Source organism: Sphingomonas albertensis (assembly GCF_014358075.1).
Lineage (GTDB): Bacteria > Pseudomonadota > Alphaproteobacteria > Sphingomonadales > Sphingomonadaceae > Sphingomonas > Sphingomonas albertensis.
Genome location: NZ_JACONT010000010.1, coordinates 63,255 through 79,171 on the forward strand (window position 1 = coordinate 63,255; position 15,917 = coordinate 79,171).

Sequence of the window (15,917 nt, forward strand, 5' to 3'; positions counted from 1 at the left end):
CTATCGTACTTAAACGGTCCTCGGGCGCCTGACATATTGTCATTTACCCGAGGCTTCAGTGGGACGACCCAGAGGCCTTTATCCACGATCCCGGTTGCGACGCGAAGGCGGTATCTTATCGTGTTCTAAAGTGCAGAGGATAAGACGCAATATACCAGCACCGGTACGCCAACCAAAACGATTAAAAGTAACAGGTTGAGCTCCATAAGTCGGCTCAGCCAGTCCTTACCTTCATTCTGCCGGGCTTCGGCATCAGCCTTAGAATAGTCTTCTACAATCTCCAGATCGAATTTGTTCGAGAAAAAACTTTGTGGTCGCATCCGCAAGAAAGGCTGAGGTGCTGGATTGGCAGCTTGATGCTGACGGTCATCCTGACACAAATCATCGGATTTCGAGACTTGGTTTTCCACTACACGGTTTCCACTTATTCGAGATCATGGGCGCGCAGAACGCGTCCCAAAGGTCAGATCGAATAAAGCCCGAACTCGAGCGGCAGTGGCCGCGAGCTCGGGCTAAGCGCGTGCGGCGAGTTGGCCGGCGTGGTCGCGGAAACGCTTATGTGTCGCAGGAGCGTACATGCCAGTAACATCGGGGACCCGTGTCCTAATGTCAACTCGTGCAAATCCATTTGCTCTCCTATTGACCTTGACCGGCTAAACCCTAGCTTGAGGGAGCGGGCCGGGCCCCTCTGGCGGTCGTCTCAGGACGAACGTGATGTCGGACCGCATCGGGTTATCTCGATGTCTAGGCCTGGCCTGTTTGCCTCCTTTCATCGCGACTGATCCGATCGTTCAATCGTTGGTTGGAGAGCGGCTTTGCCTATATTTTCTCACAAGTTGACCCAGTTGCATGCCCGGCTGGATGAGCAGATCCGCGTCGAGATGAAGCGACGCATGCCCGATACCTTGCGGCTATTTCGGCTGAAGCGGTTGCGTCTCGACGTGAAGGACCGCCTGCACGCACGCGCCTTGCGGCCGCAGTTCAGCTGAACCGACACGCTGAACCATCGTTGTAGAATCATCGTCCGTAAGGATTGGCTTCACCGATCAGAATGGATCGGGATGGCAAAAGGAGAACGAATATGGCCTATTTTCTAACCGCCGGCTTGGTGCTTGCTGCTACCGGGGCGGCCCTCGGCATGACTGTCGATCATCAGAACCAGGTGGATCACCGCAGCGGTCCGGTCGCCGTCAAATATCGCGGTGACGTTGTCATCACGCACAAGCAGGTGGGCGCGGTTGCACCCGGCGGAAGACCGTCGTCGCTACGCTGCGACTGGGCGGCGAGCATGTCAGTGGCACGGCACGCGGTCGCGGCGTCGGGTACCAGGCTGGTGCGCAGCATCGACAGCGAACCGGTGATTTCCGGCACCCGGCCCGGCTGGTGCGTTGCGAGCCATGGCGCGATCAAGAAGGAGGTCGCGACGAAGTCCGCGGACATGCAGCAGCATCTGGTAAAGCTGGCGCAGGAAGACGAGCAGATGCTGCGCGTCGAGCTCGACCGGATCCACGGTCCGCAGCGCGCAGGATGATCCGGCGCGTTCGATTGGCGGGCGTGCTCGGTGCCGCAAGTTGCGGCCTGATCACGCCCGCGTTTGCACAAGATGTCGGGTCGGTAACCTTGGAAATGATGAGCGAAGAGGAACGGCGCGGGCTGAGCTGGAGTGAGGGACGTGCCGCGCTAGCGGGCGATATTCGCGTCTCGCGCGGCCGGCTCGATGCATCGGCGCGCGTGGTAACGCTTCGGAACAGCGTGCGACACGGTGGCGCCGATGCGGTCGTCGACCTTTCGGTGGGAACCGACTGGGATCTGGGTGCGGTGCGTATCCGTACCGACGCCACCGGCCACGCATTCGCGGGCGCGCGGGGCCGCATGGACTATGTCGAGGCCGGCGTATCGGCAAGCTATGCCTATGGTCCGCTCTACGCCACGGCCGGCGTGATCGGCGCGCCGTCGCAGCGCGCGATCGGTGGCAGCAACGTGTATGTCTATGCGAACGCCAATGCCGGTATTCCTGGTACGCCGCTGACGATGCTGGCCGAAGTCGGCCACTCGTCCGGCAGCGTCCGCGACCCCAGTCGGGTGCAGCGTCTTCGTCCGGGCGGCAGTTACATCAACTGGCGGCTGGGTCTCGAGCATCGTCGTGACCGTCTGACGATCGGCGTCGATTATATTGGGACTGACGTCTCCCGCACCGCCACTGCCAGCAGGTTTGCCGATCAACGCAACGCCGGAGACAGAATCGTAGGGCGCGTACAGGTTTCGTTCTGACGATTACCGCGGTCAGTGAGTGCCCATTAACGCTGATGTGTATACGATCTGCCTCGGCAGAACCGTCTGTATATGTTAAACAAACGGCCGGTGCGGTTGAAAAATAGCCTGACGTCGCGCTCCTGATCGTATCGACCGGGATCGAGTCCGAGAACGCCCTATCCGTCTCGATCATCGTTCGTTTGCGGGATTAGAAGTCGCGGATGGTAAGTTTTGCTGGCGAGCGAACTTGTTTGCTGCCGCCTTCACGATATCGGGCTGATTGCTATTAAAAAGGCCGTGACAAACTATCGGGAATAGCACGCAACGCGATTGCCGTTCGAAGGCATTTATGAAGATGCGCGCCTACCAACGGTTGGTCACCAGCATCCGCGACCGCCAAAGCCTGACCGATAACCGTTATTAGACGTTCGAGGCGCTGAGCGGTTGTTTCGCCGTCCATCATGGCTTCAAAGCCTTGATCATTTTGGCGTACCCGGCAGCACGAGCCAGATGAGCGATGCGAGCTGAAACGTCGTTACTGGCTTCGGCCTGTTCCCGCGCGCGCGCTTCGTTACGAACAAGAGTGCTCAGATCGCTCGAGTTGGACACGTTTATGCTCCTATCAAGCGGGAGCGCTCCAGCGTCTCTCAGTCGCCGCCATGCCATTAGCGAGTCGCGGCGATGTACCGACCCTGTACATGCCGTTAACCCGATGCCAACCTCACTTATGCTACCGTGCCCCATGGTAAACCTAACCGGCATAGTCGACGAGGTAGCGCGGCTGGACGCGCTTCGTGCTCTCGATATGCTCGACACTCCCCCTGAAGCCGAGTTCGACGCCATCGCTGTAGGGGCGCGGCACCTCTTTGGCTGCAAGTTCGCTTTCGTTTCGTTAGTTGACGCGGACCGGCAGTGGTTCAAGGCAGCGTGCGGCCTTGAGGCTAGCGAGACACCACGAGATGTGTCTTTTTGCACCCATACGATCGCTGCCGACGATCTGCTCGTCATTGCGGACACGCGCGAAGACCCGCGCTTTGCAACCAATCCTATGGTGGTGGAAACACCCTTTGTGCGTTTCTATGCAGGCGTGCCGTTGCGAGTGACACCACCAGGAGGAGGTGCCGCGCTGCCGATCGGCACCTTGTGCGTGGCTGACGACAAACCGCAGGATCCGACCCGCGAAAAGCTGGAGATACTCGCCGGTATGGCGCGGGTCGTCGAAGCGCTGCTTGAGGCGCGCCGGACCAGCAAAGAGAACCTACAGCTGGCGCTTGATCGCCAGGAGGCCCTCGGTGACATGGCCCGCACGCACAGACTGCTCCAGCACGCCGAACGCATGGCAAGGATCGGGTCGTGGCGCCTCGAGCTTGAAGGCGGACGGATACACTGGTCCGATCAGACCTACGCGATCCACGGCCTGGCACCGGGCTCGCAAGCGCAGCTTGCCCTAGCTATGCAGTTCTACCCCGAAGACGATCGTGCCAAGTTGGAAGCAGCGCTAGACCGCTGTGTGCGGCAAGGGACTGCATGGGATCTGGAGCTGAACTTCACAGATGCGCAGGGGCGGCCCCGTCGCGTGCGCACATTGGGTGAGATCGATGAGCGCGCCGGTAAGCGTGTCGCCGTCATGGGAGTGATCCAGGACATCACGGACCGGTACCAATTCGAGCGCCGCCTGGTTGCGGTAGCTCGAACCGACGAACTGACGGGCATACCAAGCCGACGCGCTTTTAACGAAGAATTGGAAGCTGCGCTCGATCGCGCCCGGGAAGGCGCACCGCTTGCTATCGCAATCATCGATCTGGATCGGTTCAAGGAGGTCAACGACCGGCTTGGCCATGCGACAGGGGACAAGGTTTTGCAGGTGATGGCCGCCAAGCTGCAAGCAGTACAGTATCTGGGCGATCACTCCATCGCCCGACTGGGCGGGGACGAGTTCGTGCTGATCCTACGCGGACGGCGTACGCACGAAGAACTCGTCCAAGACATCGCGCGATTGCTCGCAGACCTACGCTACGCCGTGCCTGACGACCGTAGCGTTATAACGGTGTCTGCGACGATCGGAGCCTGTGTCTATGGCGCAAGTTATGTCGATCGGGCTTCGTTGCTTAAAGAGGCAGACGAGGCTCTGTACCGCGCGAAGCGGATGCAGCGAGGCACGGGCGCTATTGCAGGCAACAGCGCCCATATCCAAAGTTTGGTTGGTGAGCCGCGATAATCTGCTTTGACCCCGGCACCTGGTTGGCGAGAATAGGATTCAGGCATTTTGCATGTGACAATGAGCCGACGAGCACCGGACTGATGAAGATCCCCGTCTTGCTGGTATCCGGTGTCCTGTACTGGCTTTTCGTCTGCTGGGTGACAGGCGCGGCGGAACCCTGGGATGCCGACGCCTACTGGCGTCTCTGGTACCCGTCCTCGTTGGGCCTAGCTGCGCTAGCAGGGGCAGCGTTCAAGACGAGGGGGTGGATGGCAGGAGTTATCCTGACGTTTGCCCAGCTTCCTGTGATATGGCTCAACGCTGGGACTATCTCGCTCTGGGTAATCGGCCTGGCAATGTGCTGCGTCCTCGCTGTGCCGGCTGTCGCAATCTCAGCTTTTACCGGCTGGTTTGCGGCTCGCTCACGACCGTTGTGACAGGTCGCGAATGGATCCGCCTGTGCATCAGTAAAGATCATGGTAGGACCTGTTCGCCCGCGCTGGACGGTGCCCTTACCGTGTGCAGCGAGCCGGAGTGTCGACCGGAGAATGGATCGTGTTGAAGCGAGTTGGACCGGCGGTGGCGGCGATGGGATTGCTAGCCACCGCCGCGGCATCTGCCACGATATGGTCGCCCGTGGGTCTGCAGTGTACGGCGGTAACAACCTGGGCTTGCGCGGAAGCGAAGACCTGCAAGCGACGCGAAGGCGAGGCCAAGGAAAGCTACAGCTTCGACTTGGTAGCGAAGACGTATCAGGCACCGCATGATCGAGGAGCGATCACCGCGTTCGAAACTGACGACGGCGGCTTCATGACCTTCCTGCTCAGTGGCGGCCCACGTTACGTCCACAAGAACGTCGACGCCGGCGATCCGATGACGTCGTTCCTGTACATGTCGTCGATGGATATGCGAGAACTGCGGTGCAATGCACGCTACGCGCCGGATGCATCAGCGGTTGCATCCGGCGCCAGTCGCAGTCTTACCGGTCATTACCACCTGTTAGGTGTGATGGAGACGGGATCGGAACTGCTGCTACGTCCAGATCAAAGCTTTGTCTGGTTCATGAGCTACGGCGCCGCGGATCAGGCGGCGGAGGGCAAGTGGCGGGTCGATGGCGACGCGGTCCTGCTGGAGGCCGGAACCGGACCCGGCGCTGCCGCAGAACCGGCCTTCCGGCAATTGCGGTTGCTGATTGACCATGGTGCGCTGCTGCTGAACGGCACGGATAAAGGCCGGTACGAGCGGCATGCGTAACGCTGGAGTTGATCCTGCGTACTGGCGGGGTAGTACCGCGAACATGGATCATCGTCACCACCGCGCGACCACGTCGCCGACGCGCTTCACCCTGAGGCGGTTTCCGGTGCGAGCGATGGTCGCCGTCGCGGTTGCCAGCGCGTTGGCGGCATCGCCAGCCGTGGCCCAATCCGAGCATGAGGTGCTGCCGACGCCGGCATCGCTAACGCAGGTCCTGTCCTGCCAGTCGCGCGACGCGCTCGGAACCTTCGCCGAGTTGCTTTTCCTGCAGTATCGCCCGCCAGCGTGGATGCGCCCGAGTAAACTTCCTAAGGCGCTCGACGGCATGATCGGGTTGTATGGCTTCGCAGTCGAGGGCAACGTCTCGGTGTTCGAGGAGCCGGTCGACCACGTCTATTTCATGAGCGACTGGGTCGTTGCGCTGCTACCCCGCGCAAGCGCCGAGCGGGTGATTGCTGCCCAGAAGATGACGCGGGCGCCGATCGCGATCACGGAACAATATTACCGCTTTGTCGATCCCGAAACCGGGCCGATGATCGGCGGGTTCGCGCCGACCGTTGATGCGATGGCGAAAATGTTAGTCGATGCCTTCGGCGGCGATCCGGCCGCGAAGTCTGCGAAGGTGCCGCCATCGACGGATCCGAAAATGCTCCTGGTCGGGTGCAATTACGCCGTGGCGTCGCAGGAAGATTTTCTAGATGCGGCACGTGGCGCCGAGGATACCATGCGCAAGGCAGGCGCGGATATCCGGCGGATGGCCGAAGAAGGTGAGGCTCGCCCGCCACGGTGATCGTCTTGCGGAAGGCGCAGCCGGGAGTACCGTAATTTCAGTGCGACCTGGCAGGATGCCTTCGGATTGCGCAGACCTCCCAATCGCCGAAAACCCGCATCCACGGAATGCATCATTCCGACCGTCTAGTCGACGGGAGTTGCCATCTAAAACACGGCGCGCCGATACGTCGAAGACTTTTACCGCTGTCGGACGGCCGAGAAACTAACGAAGATACCCCGAACTATTCCTGTCGCCAAACTCGGGCGAACGCCCAAGAGCAACCCTGACTAGTATCCCGAATCCTCTGGTATCCTAAACTCTCTTTAGACAGAGCAATAGCGTCATTTTCCGTCTACTTCTCGAATAATGGTGTGAAGCCACTTTAGCAGAAGCGTTGCTGACAAAATGGCAACCCAAGAAAATATAGGATCCGCTTCTTGGACTAAACCGACCTGAGCAATCCAAATTGTGGCGGTCAGTATTGCCATTGTAAGCGATGTTAACAATATTTTTCCCGCTCTCGCTTCCGATCGCCAGAGCAAATCGCAAAGCAACGCTATAAATAGCGCAAGAAGGATATTAATAGATTCTATAATCTAAAAAACTCCCGTTTGCATTACAAATATGAATTCAAAGTCAAGTTCGTGGGCGCCTGTCGAGAATTCCGCTTGCCGCCCGACTGGCCGCGTGGAACTCAACACGCCGGAACAGCAGGTCGAGGTCTTCCCGGCTCACATCGAAGGTTTCTCCGAGATCCGAGCGCAAGGTCGATGTCTAGGGGGTGCGGGATGCTTAACTCGGATGCAGCAAGCTTGTGACCTACTACCGGGACTGCGCGGTGCGGGTAGGAATGGCCCGAAACCCGGTGGAACGCGATGCCAGCCAAGATTAGGATCAGTGAATTAACGCCGACCGGAACGAGAGGGAAAGCGTAACCAGCTTCCAGCACTGAAGGCCCACCGATCACTGCTGTCAACGCAGCAGCCCCGCCGGGGGGATGAAGGCAGCGTAGGAGCGACATGACCAGAATTGCCCCGCCCACAGCAACCCCTGCCGCCAGATACGGTATGGGTACGAAGCGGGCCGCTGTTACGCCGACCAGCGCCGATATGATGTTACCGCCGACCACCGACCAAGGTTGTGCCAATGGGCTCGCCGGGACGGCAAAAATTAGCACTGCAGAAGCGCCGATCGGCGCCACCAGCAACGGGAGCGGCCCAGATCCGTGCAGCGCCATAGCGCACACGAGGCTCGTCAGTGCGACCCCGATTACCCCCCCAATACACGCAAAAAGGCGGTCACGCAGGGTTGCACCAGCAAGCATCATGGGGAAAAATGGCCGTCTCATATTCTCAGATTACCTACAACGATGGAGACCAAACCGCGGTAACCACATCAACTACAACTGCTCAATTGTTAGCAGAATTGCCAAGCTCGGTGTGTCGGATATGGCAGGCACGCGACTGAGCCTCCTTACGAACTGAGCTTACGCCGAACCGGACCCTGCAACGTTCTACCGATCCCTGTGCCATGGGGACATGATCGCGGTCCACGCTGAAGGCGTGACATTAGAACGACTACCCTGTGGCGCTTGGGCAACAGAACCTGGAGCGATCATCAGGAATGCTTGAGTGCATGTACCATCTGCAATGCATCCGGCTTGAAATCGGCCCCGATTTGCGTCTTCTTCCGCGGTAGGTAGCGGCACCGCGGACACAATCGACAATCGATCGGCTGGCTGGCGCATGGGGGGGACATATGGCTCTATCTGAGCTGAGCGTAGCATTCTTTTTGCAGGTCTTCGTCATCGTCGCCGCATGCCGTGCGATGGGCTGGATCATGAAGCGCTTCTTCGATCAACCGCAAGTCATCGGGGAGATGATCGCCGGCGTCATCCTGGGGCCGTCGCTGCTCGGGCTGCTTGCGCCCGACGTCCAGGCGATGATCTTCCCCAAGGATGCAAAGCCGGTGCTGTATGTCTGTGCCCAGCTCGGCGTCGGGCTCTACATGTTTCTCGTCGGCCTTGGCTTCCGCACCGACCATTTCCGATTGAACGCAAGGAGCGCGGTTGCTGTTTCAGTGTCTGGCATGGCCGCGCCTTTCCTCGTTGCCGTGGCGCTCACGCCGTGGCTCCTCAACCTCGATCTCTTCGGCAAAGGCATAACCAGCGTCCAGGCGACGCTTTTCATGGGTGCCTGTATCTCGATCACCGCGTTTCCCGTGCTCGCGCGCATCATTCAGGAACGCGGGCTGACGAAGACGCCGCTCGGTTCGCTGGCACTGTCTGCCGGTGCAATCGACGATGCCGGTGCGTGGACGGTGCTCGCGATCGTCCTGGCGAGCTTTGGCGGAGGTCCGGAGGTCGCCATCAAGGCCATCGTTGGCGGCGGTCTGTTTGCCGCGTTCATGATTGTCCTGGGTCCAAAGCTGCTGGCGCCACTTGCCCGTTGGGCGGAGCGTGAAGGTAAGGTCACCCCGCAAATCCTGGCCGTCGTGGTCATGCTGTTTGGGTTGAGCGCTTGGGCTATGGACGCTGCCGGACTGCACTCGGTGTTCGGAGGCTTTCTGCTCGGTGTGGCAATGCCGCGTGGGCTGCTGACCCGTGAGATTAGAAAGCAGGTTGAACCGTTTACCACAGCGCTGCTCGTGCCGATGTTCTTCGCCTTCTCAGGGCTCAACACGCAACTCACAATGGTCAACAGCCTCAACCTGGCTGCCATCGCTACCGTGATTCTAGTGGGTTCGGTTGCGGCCAAAGGGTTGGCATGCTGGGCGGCAGCCCGTGTCACGGGTCAGGACAATGCGACCGCCATGGCGGTCGGCACGCTGATGAATGCACGCGGGTTGATGGAGCTCATCATCATCAACATTGGTCTGCAAAAGGGCATCATCGGTCCTGCGCTGTTCTCGATGCTGGTCGTCATGGCCATCGTGACGACGCTGATGGCATCGCCCCTGTTCGAGCTTGTGTATGGTAGAAAAGCGCGGGCGTCTGGCGAGCTTGGCCAGCTTAATGAGGCAGACGATAACGAGGACATAGTAGCCGCCCCTGCCAAAGGCCTCGCCTGACATCTCGCGTGAAGTACATATGAGTTAGGGCAGCGCCACCCGCCAACCAGCGAGCTGCTGCGATTCAAATCGGACCTTCGATTGTTCATACGCCACAACAGACGATGCTAATTATAAGCTGTCCCGGCTCAATCATGCGGTGGCTCAAGCTGCTACCGGGTGTTCTGATCTTCATGCCCGCGGTCGGCCAGGGGCAGCGGGCTGGATTATGGGAGACCCGGGTCAGCATCGCCGGTGCTGCGCAAGTTGCACCAGTCCGATGCTGCGTCGCTGCCGATGCACCGTTGCACTCGCTCAGTTTATGGCCTGCGAACTGCACTGCCGCCAAAGTCAGGAAAACAACTGCCGGGATCGTTTCCAGGGTGGAATGTGAAAGTGGCCAACCCGGTATGCTGCTGATCATACAACGGGAGCTATCAGGTGATCTGGCCCGCCAGTATCGGCTTTCCACCGAAACCTTGGTGGCACGGGCAGGCATGCAGGCGGAGTTGGCTCAGTCCTTCGACACGACAAGCCGCTATCTGGGGCCATGCCAGGGGGACGACCGCGAAGCGGTGTCCGACGAAGAAAAAGTACCTGAAACCACGTGGACAGCCCTGGGGTTTGCGCTGGTCTTCGTCCTCCAGGGGATGGCGTTCGTCGGACTGGCATATGCGACGTACCGCGGGATGGCCTGGCTGTCGTCGCGGCTGGGACGTCGCGCCTACGAACGAGCCGTGGTTGCTAACATCACTGTCGACGGGGCAGGCGCGGCAACGATACCCGTGCTTGCGACCTTCACCGGAGTCCGCGGTCTGCCGTGGTGGTATGCGGTCGCGTCGAACAATGCCAAACCGCTGTTCGTGATCGAACCTGACGGCATTCGTTTCCGCGTCGCTCGCCAGCGGAAACGTCGTTATGCCGAAATCGAATGTGTCGATGTCCGGCAGGGCAGGGGCACCGTCAATCTTGACTTCACCTTCTACGGATCGCTGCTGAACTTCACGGCCAATCTCGGTGCCGTGCCGCTGGCCGCCCATGTGCTAGCTTTGCTGCCTGGAGCCGTGCCGCTGTCTGCGCGCGCCCTCGCCGTGAAGGGAATCGGCATATGAACGGACTTATTCTGTCCATGTTCGTCAGTACGATCCTGAGCGGCGTGATTGCCACTGTGAGGGATCGTTCTGTGATCCTGTGGACGATCCTAGGCGCGCTCACCGGCCCCATTGCCGTCGCGCTGCTCCTGTGTCTGCCATCGCGAAAGGCGGTCGTTACACCGACACCGATCCGGTCACTCGCTAGCGAAATTCGCGAACTACAGGAACTGCGGGAGCGAGGTCTTATCTCTGACGACCAGTTCGAGCAGGGCAAGGCACGGGTGCTGGCCTGGCCGGTCGGATCGACAGACCCACATGCGCTGGGATCAGCGCGGGCCTTGGCAGATAGCGGTTGGACATGGGCGAGTTATCACCCAGCCGCCCGCGCCGCCTTTGTCGATCTGGCGCAGCGACATCATCTTGATCTGCAATGGCCGGACGACGTGTCTTTCGAGGTCGTCTGCACCCTCCCCGTGCAGCCGGGGCTTTCCTTCGCGGTCACGCTGGCGCTCGAGAAGGGCTCGATCCATTGCTGGGGCGATGGGTGGGCGCTTGATGGGGCGGCCCCTGGAAATCCGGAAATCGGCTTGCCGGCTGACCTCGCGGAAGGGCTTGAAGCCTTGATAGCTGGATCAGGCCGATTGCTGGTGCGAACGGCCTACCGCGATACGTCGCCGTTTTGGACATCGTTGCAGGTGCAGCGGAACGGCCGCTGGCGAACGGTTGGGTATCAGGCGGGGATCCCCATCCTGCCACTGTGGCGGCGTATGATTGTCAAAAACGAAGCCGCCCTGACCATGCCGCGACAATGAATTCCTAGCGCAAGTTCTCGTCGCTGACTGTTTGGGCAAGCAGGAAGCGGCGACCATGAACAACCACGCGGGTCTCCGCCGTCGTTAGACGATGTCACGACGGCGGCATGCTCGTCTGTTTACGGCTTCAGGTTATTCTCTTTGAGCGTTTTGCCATCGGTGGCGAACTCAGCGTAGTCGCTTTCCTTGATGTCATTGGTGGCGAGCTGCCCGTCGAAGTCGAGCCGCAGCACATGGACGTTGCTGAGCGCGCCCGGCGACATCAGCCGCACGCCCGACCACGCGGGGCGCTGGCGATTTGATTCAGTGAACCTGCGCCCAATCTGCAAATTAGACCGTTGCGTTCATAACGTCCCGGAGCCGTATTGGAGAAGTGAAATGGCACTAGAAAACATTGTTAACGCGGCCAAGTCTGCTTTGAAGGATGTCGTCTCGTCGCCATCTGCTGACCCAATTTCCGACCGTGACGAGGTTTTGCAGGACTTACATCTGGCCGAAAAGGCATGGGCGACCGACGGTGTTCATTCAGGACTATGGTTCGTCCGTGACGGCGAGCATGTTGCCTTCACGCCCATGACGCGAAATGGGGCGACACTGACGATCGGTGGTCAAACGACGAACTTCATTCCCGCTGACCGCTTTGCCGACTACCTAGTGAACATGCGGGCCGCTATCGAAGCAGGCGAATTTGATCGTGAGATAGCAGGTGCGCTCCATGGTTCGGCTAACGTCGGGGGAATTGCCGAGGTTGCGCTTCCGCCGGCTAGAGAAGGCAGTCCGCAAGATATCCGGCAAGTGCAACAGGATGCTGTACTAATTCGTGAGGGGCGCAATCCGGACGGATCGTTATCTGCAGTCGTGAGCAGTGGTTCTTAGCAACTACTGCGAACAGAGGTGGCTCGGCAGAACTGGGGAGGGGCCTCTGTCTCACCTGTCCATTTTCCAAAAACTGTTCCCGATTGTACCGATAGTCGTATTGCCGCACGCGACCGTTATGCCACCATGTTCGTTGCAACCGCTTGGGCAAACTTTCATGGCCCCACTTTGAAGGAGCAACACGATGTCGGACCTCAGCCTACACGACCTGTCAAAGAAGATGGCAAAGTTGGACTTCACGATGATGGCCACTCGCTCACCCAATGGCACCCTGACAGCCCGCCCGATGAGCAACAACGGCGATGTAGAATACCAAGGCGACAGCTACTTTTTCGCCTACCAAAACTCGCGAAAGATTACTGACCTGCGTGCCGATCCGCACGTCACGCTTAGCTATACCGGTGCCGTCGGTATGCTCGGCGGTCCCCCGCTGTTTGTAACTGTCGAAGGCGCCGCTGCGCTGATCGAGGACAAAGGCGCGTTCGCCGATCACTGGACCAAGGATCTCGATCGGTACTTTCCCGAGGGCATCGACACACCCGGTATCGTAATGATCCGTGTCGATGCAAAGGCGATCCGCTACTGGGATGGTAGCGATGAGGGCGAGATCACAATCTAAGCAAGTCACCTAAAGCCCGTATCACATAGGACTTCCGCGGCATTCTCGCGGAAGTCCTAACTTTCGCGACAGCAGGACAGCCGATTGCTGTGTAACCGTCGATGCTGATCGGCGCGGCTTGTCAGCGCTACATGCGACCCGCCCAAGTGTCGCAAAACACCTGTTTGTCGCACAATAGTGATTGCGACTGGGTTTTCCACATAGGTGCCCTCAAACTGGCTTCGTCGTTCAGACAGTGCGAAGGGCGGGAGACTCCAGTCTGAGCCAGCGCCGCCTTCGTGGGAAGCGACGCAGCAGGACCTTTCAACTATCGCTACGATCAACATTCCGCCCGCAATCACGGCGTCCTAAAAGCTATAACTGCCGCGCATGAACACTGATCGACCGTTAAATCCGAAGGGGGAAACGGCGTTGTAAGGCTGGGTGCCAGCATTGTCGGCGCCATTGCTCCCGACCGCAACGCTAGAGACCGTTGAGGCGATATTTTCGTCCGGATAAATGTCAAAGACGTTCTGCGCTCCCACGCTCAGCCTAAACGCACGGGTTGCCTGCCAGCCGACGTCGATATCCGTCAGAATCTTGGCACCAAAGCGCTGGACGATGTCTGAGTTCGCCGCACTACCCGTCGAGGGAACCAAGCGAACGTCATAGCCCTGAACCAATGCTGCGACTTGGGCCGGCGTACGATTAAGCAACGCTACCGTCGCGACGCGCCCATACCGGGTGTTGGTGAGCGACAACGTAAACGGTCCCCGCGCATAGTTCAGATCCAGTGTGATCTTGTCGCGCGGTAGGCTGTCCGAAAAGCGAAGTTGCTGGGTGAGGTCAAAGAGCGGCGTGGTGATGCCCAGTGCCGCGATCGGCGCCGGGGTGCCCGCGATCCTGTCGAACGTCGTTTTGTTGTAATTGCCCGCAAGCGTGGCCGTGATCCGGCTTCCGTCTCCGAAACGATGTCGGTAGTTCATGACCAGATCGATGCCCTTTGTCTCCGTGTCGACCGCGTTGGTCAGGAACGACAACGCAGCGAAGCCAGACTGCCTATTGGCGGCCAGATAGTTCGTTAGGCGGGCGTCCTGGAAGGTCGATGAGATGGCGATGCGGTCACGCACCTTGATCCGGTAGGCATCGAGCGTCGCCGTGAAACCGCCGGCCTCGAAGACGGTACCGATAGATACGTTGCGTGACTGTTCAGGTTTCAGGTCAGTCGCGCCTGCCAGCCGCGCTGCAGGATTGTCGACTGCCGCCACTCGTACGATCGCCTGGGCGCCGTTGAGGATCAGCGTATTCGATGCGTTATAGCCGGACTGTGCCAGCGCAGGCGCGCGAAAGCCGGTGTTGTAAGAGCCTCGCAGCGCAAGCCCGCCGAACAGACTGAGCCGCCCGGCAGCCTTGAAATTCGTGGTACTGCCGAAGTCGGAATAACGTTCGTGCCTGGCCGCACCTGATAACAGCAGCCAGCCGAAAAACCGCTTTTCCACTTCGCCATACAGCGCGACGCTATCGCGAGCGATCGACGCACGATCATCGGGCCCGTTGCTTGGTCCAGGTTGCGAACCAATCGGCCCCGGACGACCGGCATTAGGGCCATCCGGGATCAATACCCCGCCATTGCGATAACCATCGGGCGCCCCCGAGAAAAGACGGTAGGCTTCCTCGCGATACTCGGTGCCGAACGCCAGTCTTACCGGCTGATCGTCACCGACCGGGATCTCTCGCGTGAAATCGAGGTTCGAGGTCCATTGATAGAAGTCGCTACCGCCGCGGTAAAAGCGCGACGGGGAGGCAGCCCCCAAGGACACGTTGACGCTGTCGACGTAAGTCGTGCGGACGGTGCTGACGCCATAGACGGTCGACAGGTCCCAACCGAACCCTGCCAGATCATCTCCACGCAAACCGATCGCGGTGGAAATGTTCTCCAGCCTGGTGTCGAGGCCTGGGCTGTAACCGTCCGGGTAGAGCGCGCGTACCGTCTCGTCCTGTCCAGGACGGCGGAAAAAATACTGGATGTCGCCATCAAGGCGATTGTAGCCACCGAAGCTGTAGAGTTCGGTGCCCCCTGGCAGGGGCGCGACGAGGTTGTAGAAGAGCTGGTAATTTCGGTTTGGCTGGTCGCCCTGCTGGAATACGTTCCGGTCGAACCCGGCTTCCCGCGGGTCGAGCGTCCCGTTCGATGGTGTCAGTCCAACACCGGAGCCATAGTTGCCAGAGGGCGCGACTGGCCGACCAGCGGCGTTCGTTCCGAAATACTGCTGCCGCGTATCCGCCCGCGCACGATTGGTGCCATCCCGGTGTTGGTAAGCCGCGGTCAGGCGCAGGACGCCGTTCGCTCCGAGCGGGATGCCTGTGGAGGCACTTGCCTCGTAGATGTCGCCGTCGCCCTTCGTAGTCTGCACATAGCCCGCCTGCGCGATGGTGCCGAGCGAGCGGTCGAGGATCATGTTGATCACCCCCGAGATCGCGTCCGAGCCGTATTGGGCGGCAGCACCATCGCGCAGCACTTCAATTCTCGACATGGCAAGGGTCGGAATGGCATTGAAATCAACCGCGACGTCGCCGCGACCGATGCCGTTGCTCGAATTGAGGTCGGCCGTGGTGTGGCGACGTTTGCCATTGATCAGCACGAGCAGTTCGCCGGCCCCTAGTCCGCGCAGGGAAGGTGGCTGGATGAAATCGCCGACACCTGATGCCAGCGGTCGCGGGGCGCTGAAGCTCGGCACCTGAACCTTCAGCATCTGGATGAGATCGACACGCCCACTCTGTTGCAGCGCCTCACGCGATATGGCGTCCACTGGCGTCGACGATTGCGTTGTCGTGCGGCCGCCAAAACGACTGCCCGTAACGACGATCTCCCGGGCCTCATCATTGTCTTCGACTGCGTCGGCTTCCCGAACGACCTCCTGCGCCAACGCAGGCATCGGCATCGCAGCTGTGGCGGCAAGCGCTATCGCAAATGAACGCATGTAGACCCCTTAAGTGATGTTATTCTATT

The 15,917-nt window shown here is 59.8% G+C and carries 15 protein-coding genes; 11 read left to right on the forward strand and 4 right to left on the reverse strand.

Annotated elements, in window-relative coordinates; genetic code table 11:
- Window positions 1–125 precede the first annotated feature (125 nt).
- Window positions 126–410, reverse strand: coding sequence for a hypothetical protein (locus H8S47_RS06770; protein ID WP_146168893.1), 285 nt, complete (start codon window positions 408–410; stop codon window positions 126–128).
- Between the two features lie 426 nt (window positions 411–836).
- Between H8S47_RS06770 and H8S47_RS06775 the strand changes: the two genes are divergently transcribed.
- From H8S47_RS06775 to H8S47_RS06800, 6 genes are all read left to right on the forward strand, one after another.
- Entirely contained in the window at window positions 837–989 is a 153-nt protein-coding gene (locus tag H8S47_RS06775; protein ID WP_321163344.1) for a DUF465 domain-containing protein, read from the forward strand.
- Between the two features lie 92 nt (window positions 990–1,081).
- Window positions 1,082–1,531 (forward strand): hypothetical protein, encoded by a 450-nt coding sequence (locus H8S47_RS06780; protein ID WP_055876914.1) that lies wholly within the window; start codon window positions 1,082–1,084, stop codon window positions 1,529–1,531.
- A 98-nt stretch (window positions 1,532–1,629) separates the two neighbouring features.
- Window positions 1,630–2,271 (forward strand): TorF family putative porin, encoded by a 642-nt coding sequence (locus tag H8S47_RS06785; RefSeq protein ID WP_235516971.1) that lies wholly within the window; start codon window positions 1,630–1,632, stop codon window positions 2,269–2,271.
- Between the two features lie 787 nt (window positions 2,272–3,058).
- A complete protein-coding gene (locus H8S47_RS06790; protein WP_187503153.1) occupies window positions 3,059–4,471 on the forward strand; it encodes a sensor domain-containing diguanylate cyclase in 1,413 nt (470 codons plus the stop codon).
- A gap of 516 nt (window positions 4,472–4,987) precedes the next feature.
- On the forward strand, window positions 4,988–5,707 hold the full coding sequence (locus H8S47_RS06795; protein ID WP_187503154.1) for a hypothetical protein: 720 nt from the start codon (window positions 4,988–4,990) through the stop codon (window positions 5,705–5,707).
- Between the two features lie 43 nt (window positions 5,708–5,750).
- Window positions 5,751–6,497, forward strand: coding sequence for a hypothetical protein (locus H8S47_RS06800; protein ID WP_056418717.1), 747 nt, complete (start codon window positions 5,751–5,753; stop codon window positions 6,495–6,497).
- A gap of 676 nt (window positions 6,498–7,173) precedes the next feature.
- On the opposite strand, the gene H8S47_RS06805 is transcribed toward H8S47_RS06800, so the two are convergent.
- On the reverse strand, window positions 7,174–7,827 hold the full coding sequence (locus H8S47_RS06805) for an HPP family protein (protein WP_328805448.1): 654 nt from the start codon (window positions 7,825–7,827) through the stop codon (window positions 7,174–7,176).
- A gap of 410 nt (window positions 7,828–8,237) precedes the next feature.
- Between H8S47_RS06805 and H8S47_RS06810 the strand changes: the two genes are divergently transcribed.
- The 3 genes from H8S47_RS06810 (at window position 8,238) to H8S47_RS06820 (ending at window position 11,433) form a co-directional block, all read left to right on the forward strand.
- Complete coding sequence (locus H8S47_RS06810) at window positions 8,238–9,548, forward strand: cation:proton antiporter (RefSeq protein WP_187503155.1); 1,311 nt, start codon at window positions 8,238–8,240, stop codon at window positions 9,546–9,548.
- A gap of 173 nt (window positions 9,549–9,721) precedes the next feature.
- Window positions 9,722–10,639, forward strand: a complete 918-nt coding sequence (locus tag H8S47_RS06815; protein WP_398457787.1) for a DUF3617 domain-containing protein — start codon at window positions 9,722–9,724, stop codon at window positions 10,637–10,639.
- Window positions 10,636–11,433, forward strand: a complete 798-nt coding sequence (locus tag H8S47_RS06820) for an SHOCT domain-containing protein (protein WP_056418710.1) — start codon at window positions 10,636–10,638, stop codon at window positions 11,431–11,433. Before H8S47_RS06815 ends, H8S47_RS06820 begins: the two co-directional genes overlap by 4 nt.
- 119 nt (window positions 11,434–11,552) lie before the next feature.
- Here the strand turns inward: H8S47_RS06820 and H8S47_RS06825 are convergent, their stop codons facing one another.
- A complete protein-coding gene (locus H8S47_RS06825) occupies window positions 11,553–11,696 on the reverse strand; it encodes a hypothetical protein (protein ID WP_187503157.1) in 144 nt (47 codons plus the stop codon).
- Between the two features lie 115 nt (window positions 11,697–11,811).
- Here H8S47_RS06825 and H8S47_RS06830 point away from each other — a divergent pair, with 115 nt between their 5' ends.
- Window positions 11,812–12,309 (forward strand): hypothetical protein, encoded by a 498-nt coding sequence (locus H8S47_RS06830; protein WP_187503158.1) that lies wholly within the window; start codon window positions 11,812–11,814, stop codon window positions 12,307–12,309.
- 184 nt (window positions 12,310–12,493) lie between these two features.
- Window positions 12,494–12,928 (forward strand): pyridoxamine 5'-phosphate oxidase family protein, encoded by a 435-nt coding sequence (locus tag H8S47_RS06835; protein ID WP_056418705.1) that lies wholly within the window; start codon window positions 12,494–12,496, stop codon window positions 12,926–12,928.
- A 347-nt stretch (window positions 12,929–13,275) separates the two neighbouring features.
- On the opposite strand, the gene H8S47_RS06840 is transcribed toward H8S47_RS06835, so the two are convergent.
- Window positions 13,276–15,888 (reverse strand): TonB-dependent receptor plug domain-containing protein, encoded by a 2,613-nt coding sequence (locus H8S47_RS06840; protein ID WP_214654981.1) that lies wholly within the window; start codon window positions 15,886–15,888, stop codon window positions 13,276–13,278.
- Window positions 15,889–15,917: the final 29 nt, after the last annotated feature.

Bases quoted from the DNA above. Each gene is read 5' to 3' on its own strand.
- H8S47_RS06780 (WP_055876914.1), top strand. From the start codon at position 1,082: ATGGCCTATTTTCTAACCGCCGGCTTGGTGCTTGCTGCTACCGGGGCG.
- H8S47_RS06785 (WP_235516971.1), top strand. From the start codon at position 1,630: ATGAGCGAAGAGGAACGGCGCGGGCTGAGCTGGAGTGAGGGACGTGCC.
- H8S47_RS06790 (WP_187503153.1), top strand. From the start codon at position 3,059: ATGCTCGACACTCCCCCTGAAGCCGAGTTCGACGCCATCGCTGTAGGG.
- H8S47_RS06800 (WP_056418717.1), top strand. From the start codon at position 5,751: ATGGATCATCGTCACCACCGCGCGACCACGTCGCCGACGCGCTTCACC.
- H8S47_RS06805 (WP_328805448.1), bottom strand. From the start codon at position 7,827: ATGAGACGGCCATTTTTCCCCATGATGCTTGCTGGTGCAACCCTGCGT.
- H8S47_RS06810 (WP_187503155.1), top strand. From the start codon at position 8,238: ATGGCTCTATCTGAGCTGAGCGTAGCATTCTTTTTGCAGGTCTTCGTC.
- H8S47_RS06815 (WP_398457787.1), top strand. From the start codon at position 9,722: ATGCCCGCGGTCGGCCAGGGGCAGCGGGCTGGATTATGGGAGACCCGG.
- H8S47_RS06820 (WP_056418710.1), top strand. From the start codon at position 10,636: ATGAACGGACTTATTCTGTCCATGTTCGTCAGTACGATCCTGAGCGGC.
- H8S47_RS06825 (WP_187503157.1), bottom strand. From the start codon at position 11,696: ATGTCGCCGGGCGCGCTCAGCAACGTCCATGTGCTGCGGCTCGACTTC.
- H8S47_RS06830 (WP_187503158.1), top strand. From the start codon at position 11,812: ATGGCACTAGAAAACATTGTTAACGCGGCCAAGTCTGCTTTGAAGGAT.
- H8S47_RS06835 (WP_056418705.1), top strand. From the start codon at position 12,494: ATGTCGGACCTCAGCCTACACGACCTGTCAAAGAAGATGGCAAAGTTG.
- H8S47_RS06840 (WP_214654981.1), bottom strand. From the start codon at position 15,888: ATGCGTTCATTTGCGATAGCGCTTGCCGCCACAGCTGCGATGCCGATG.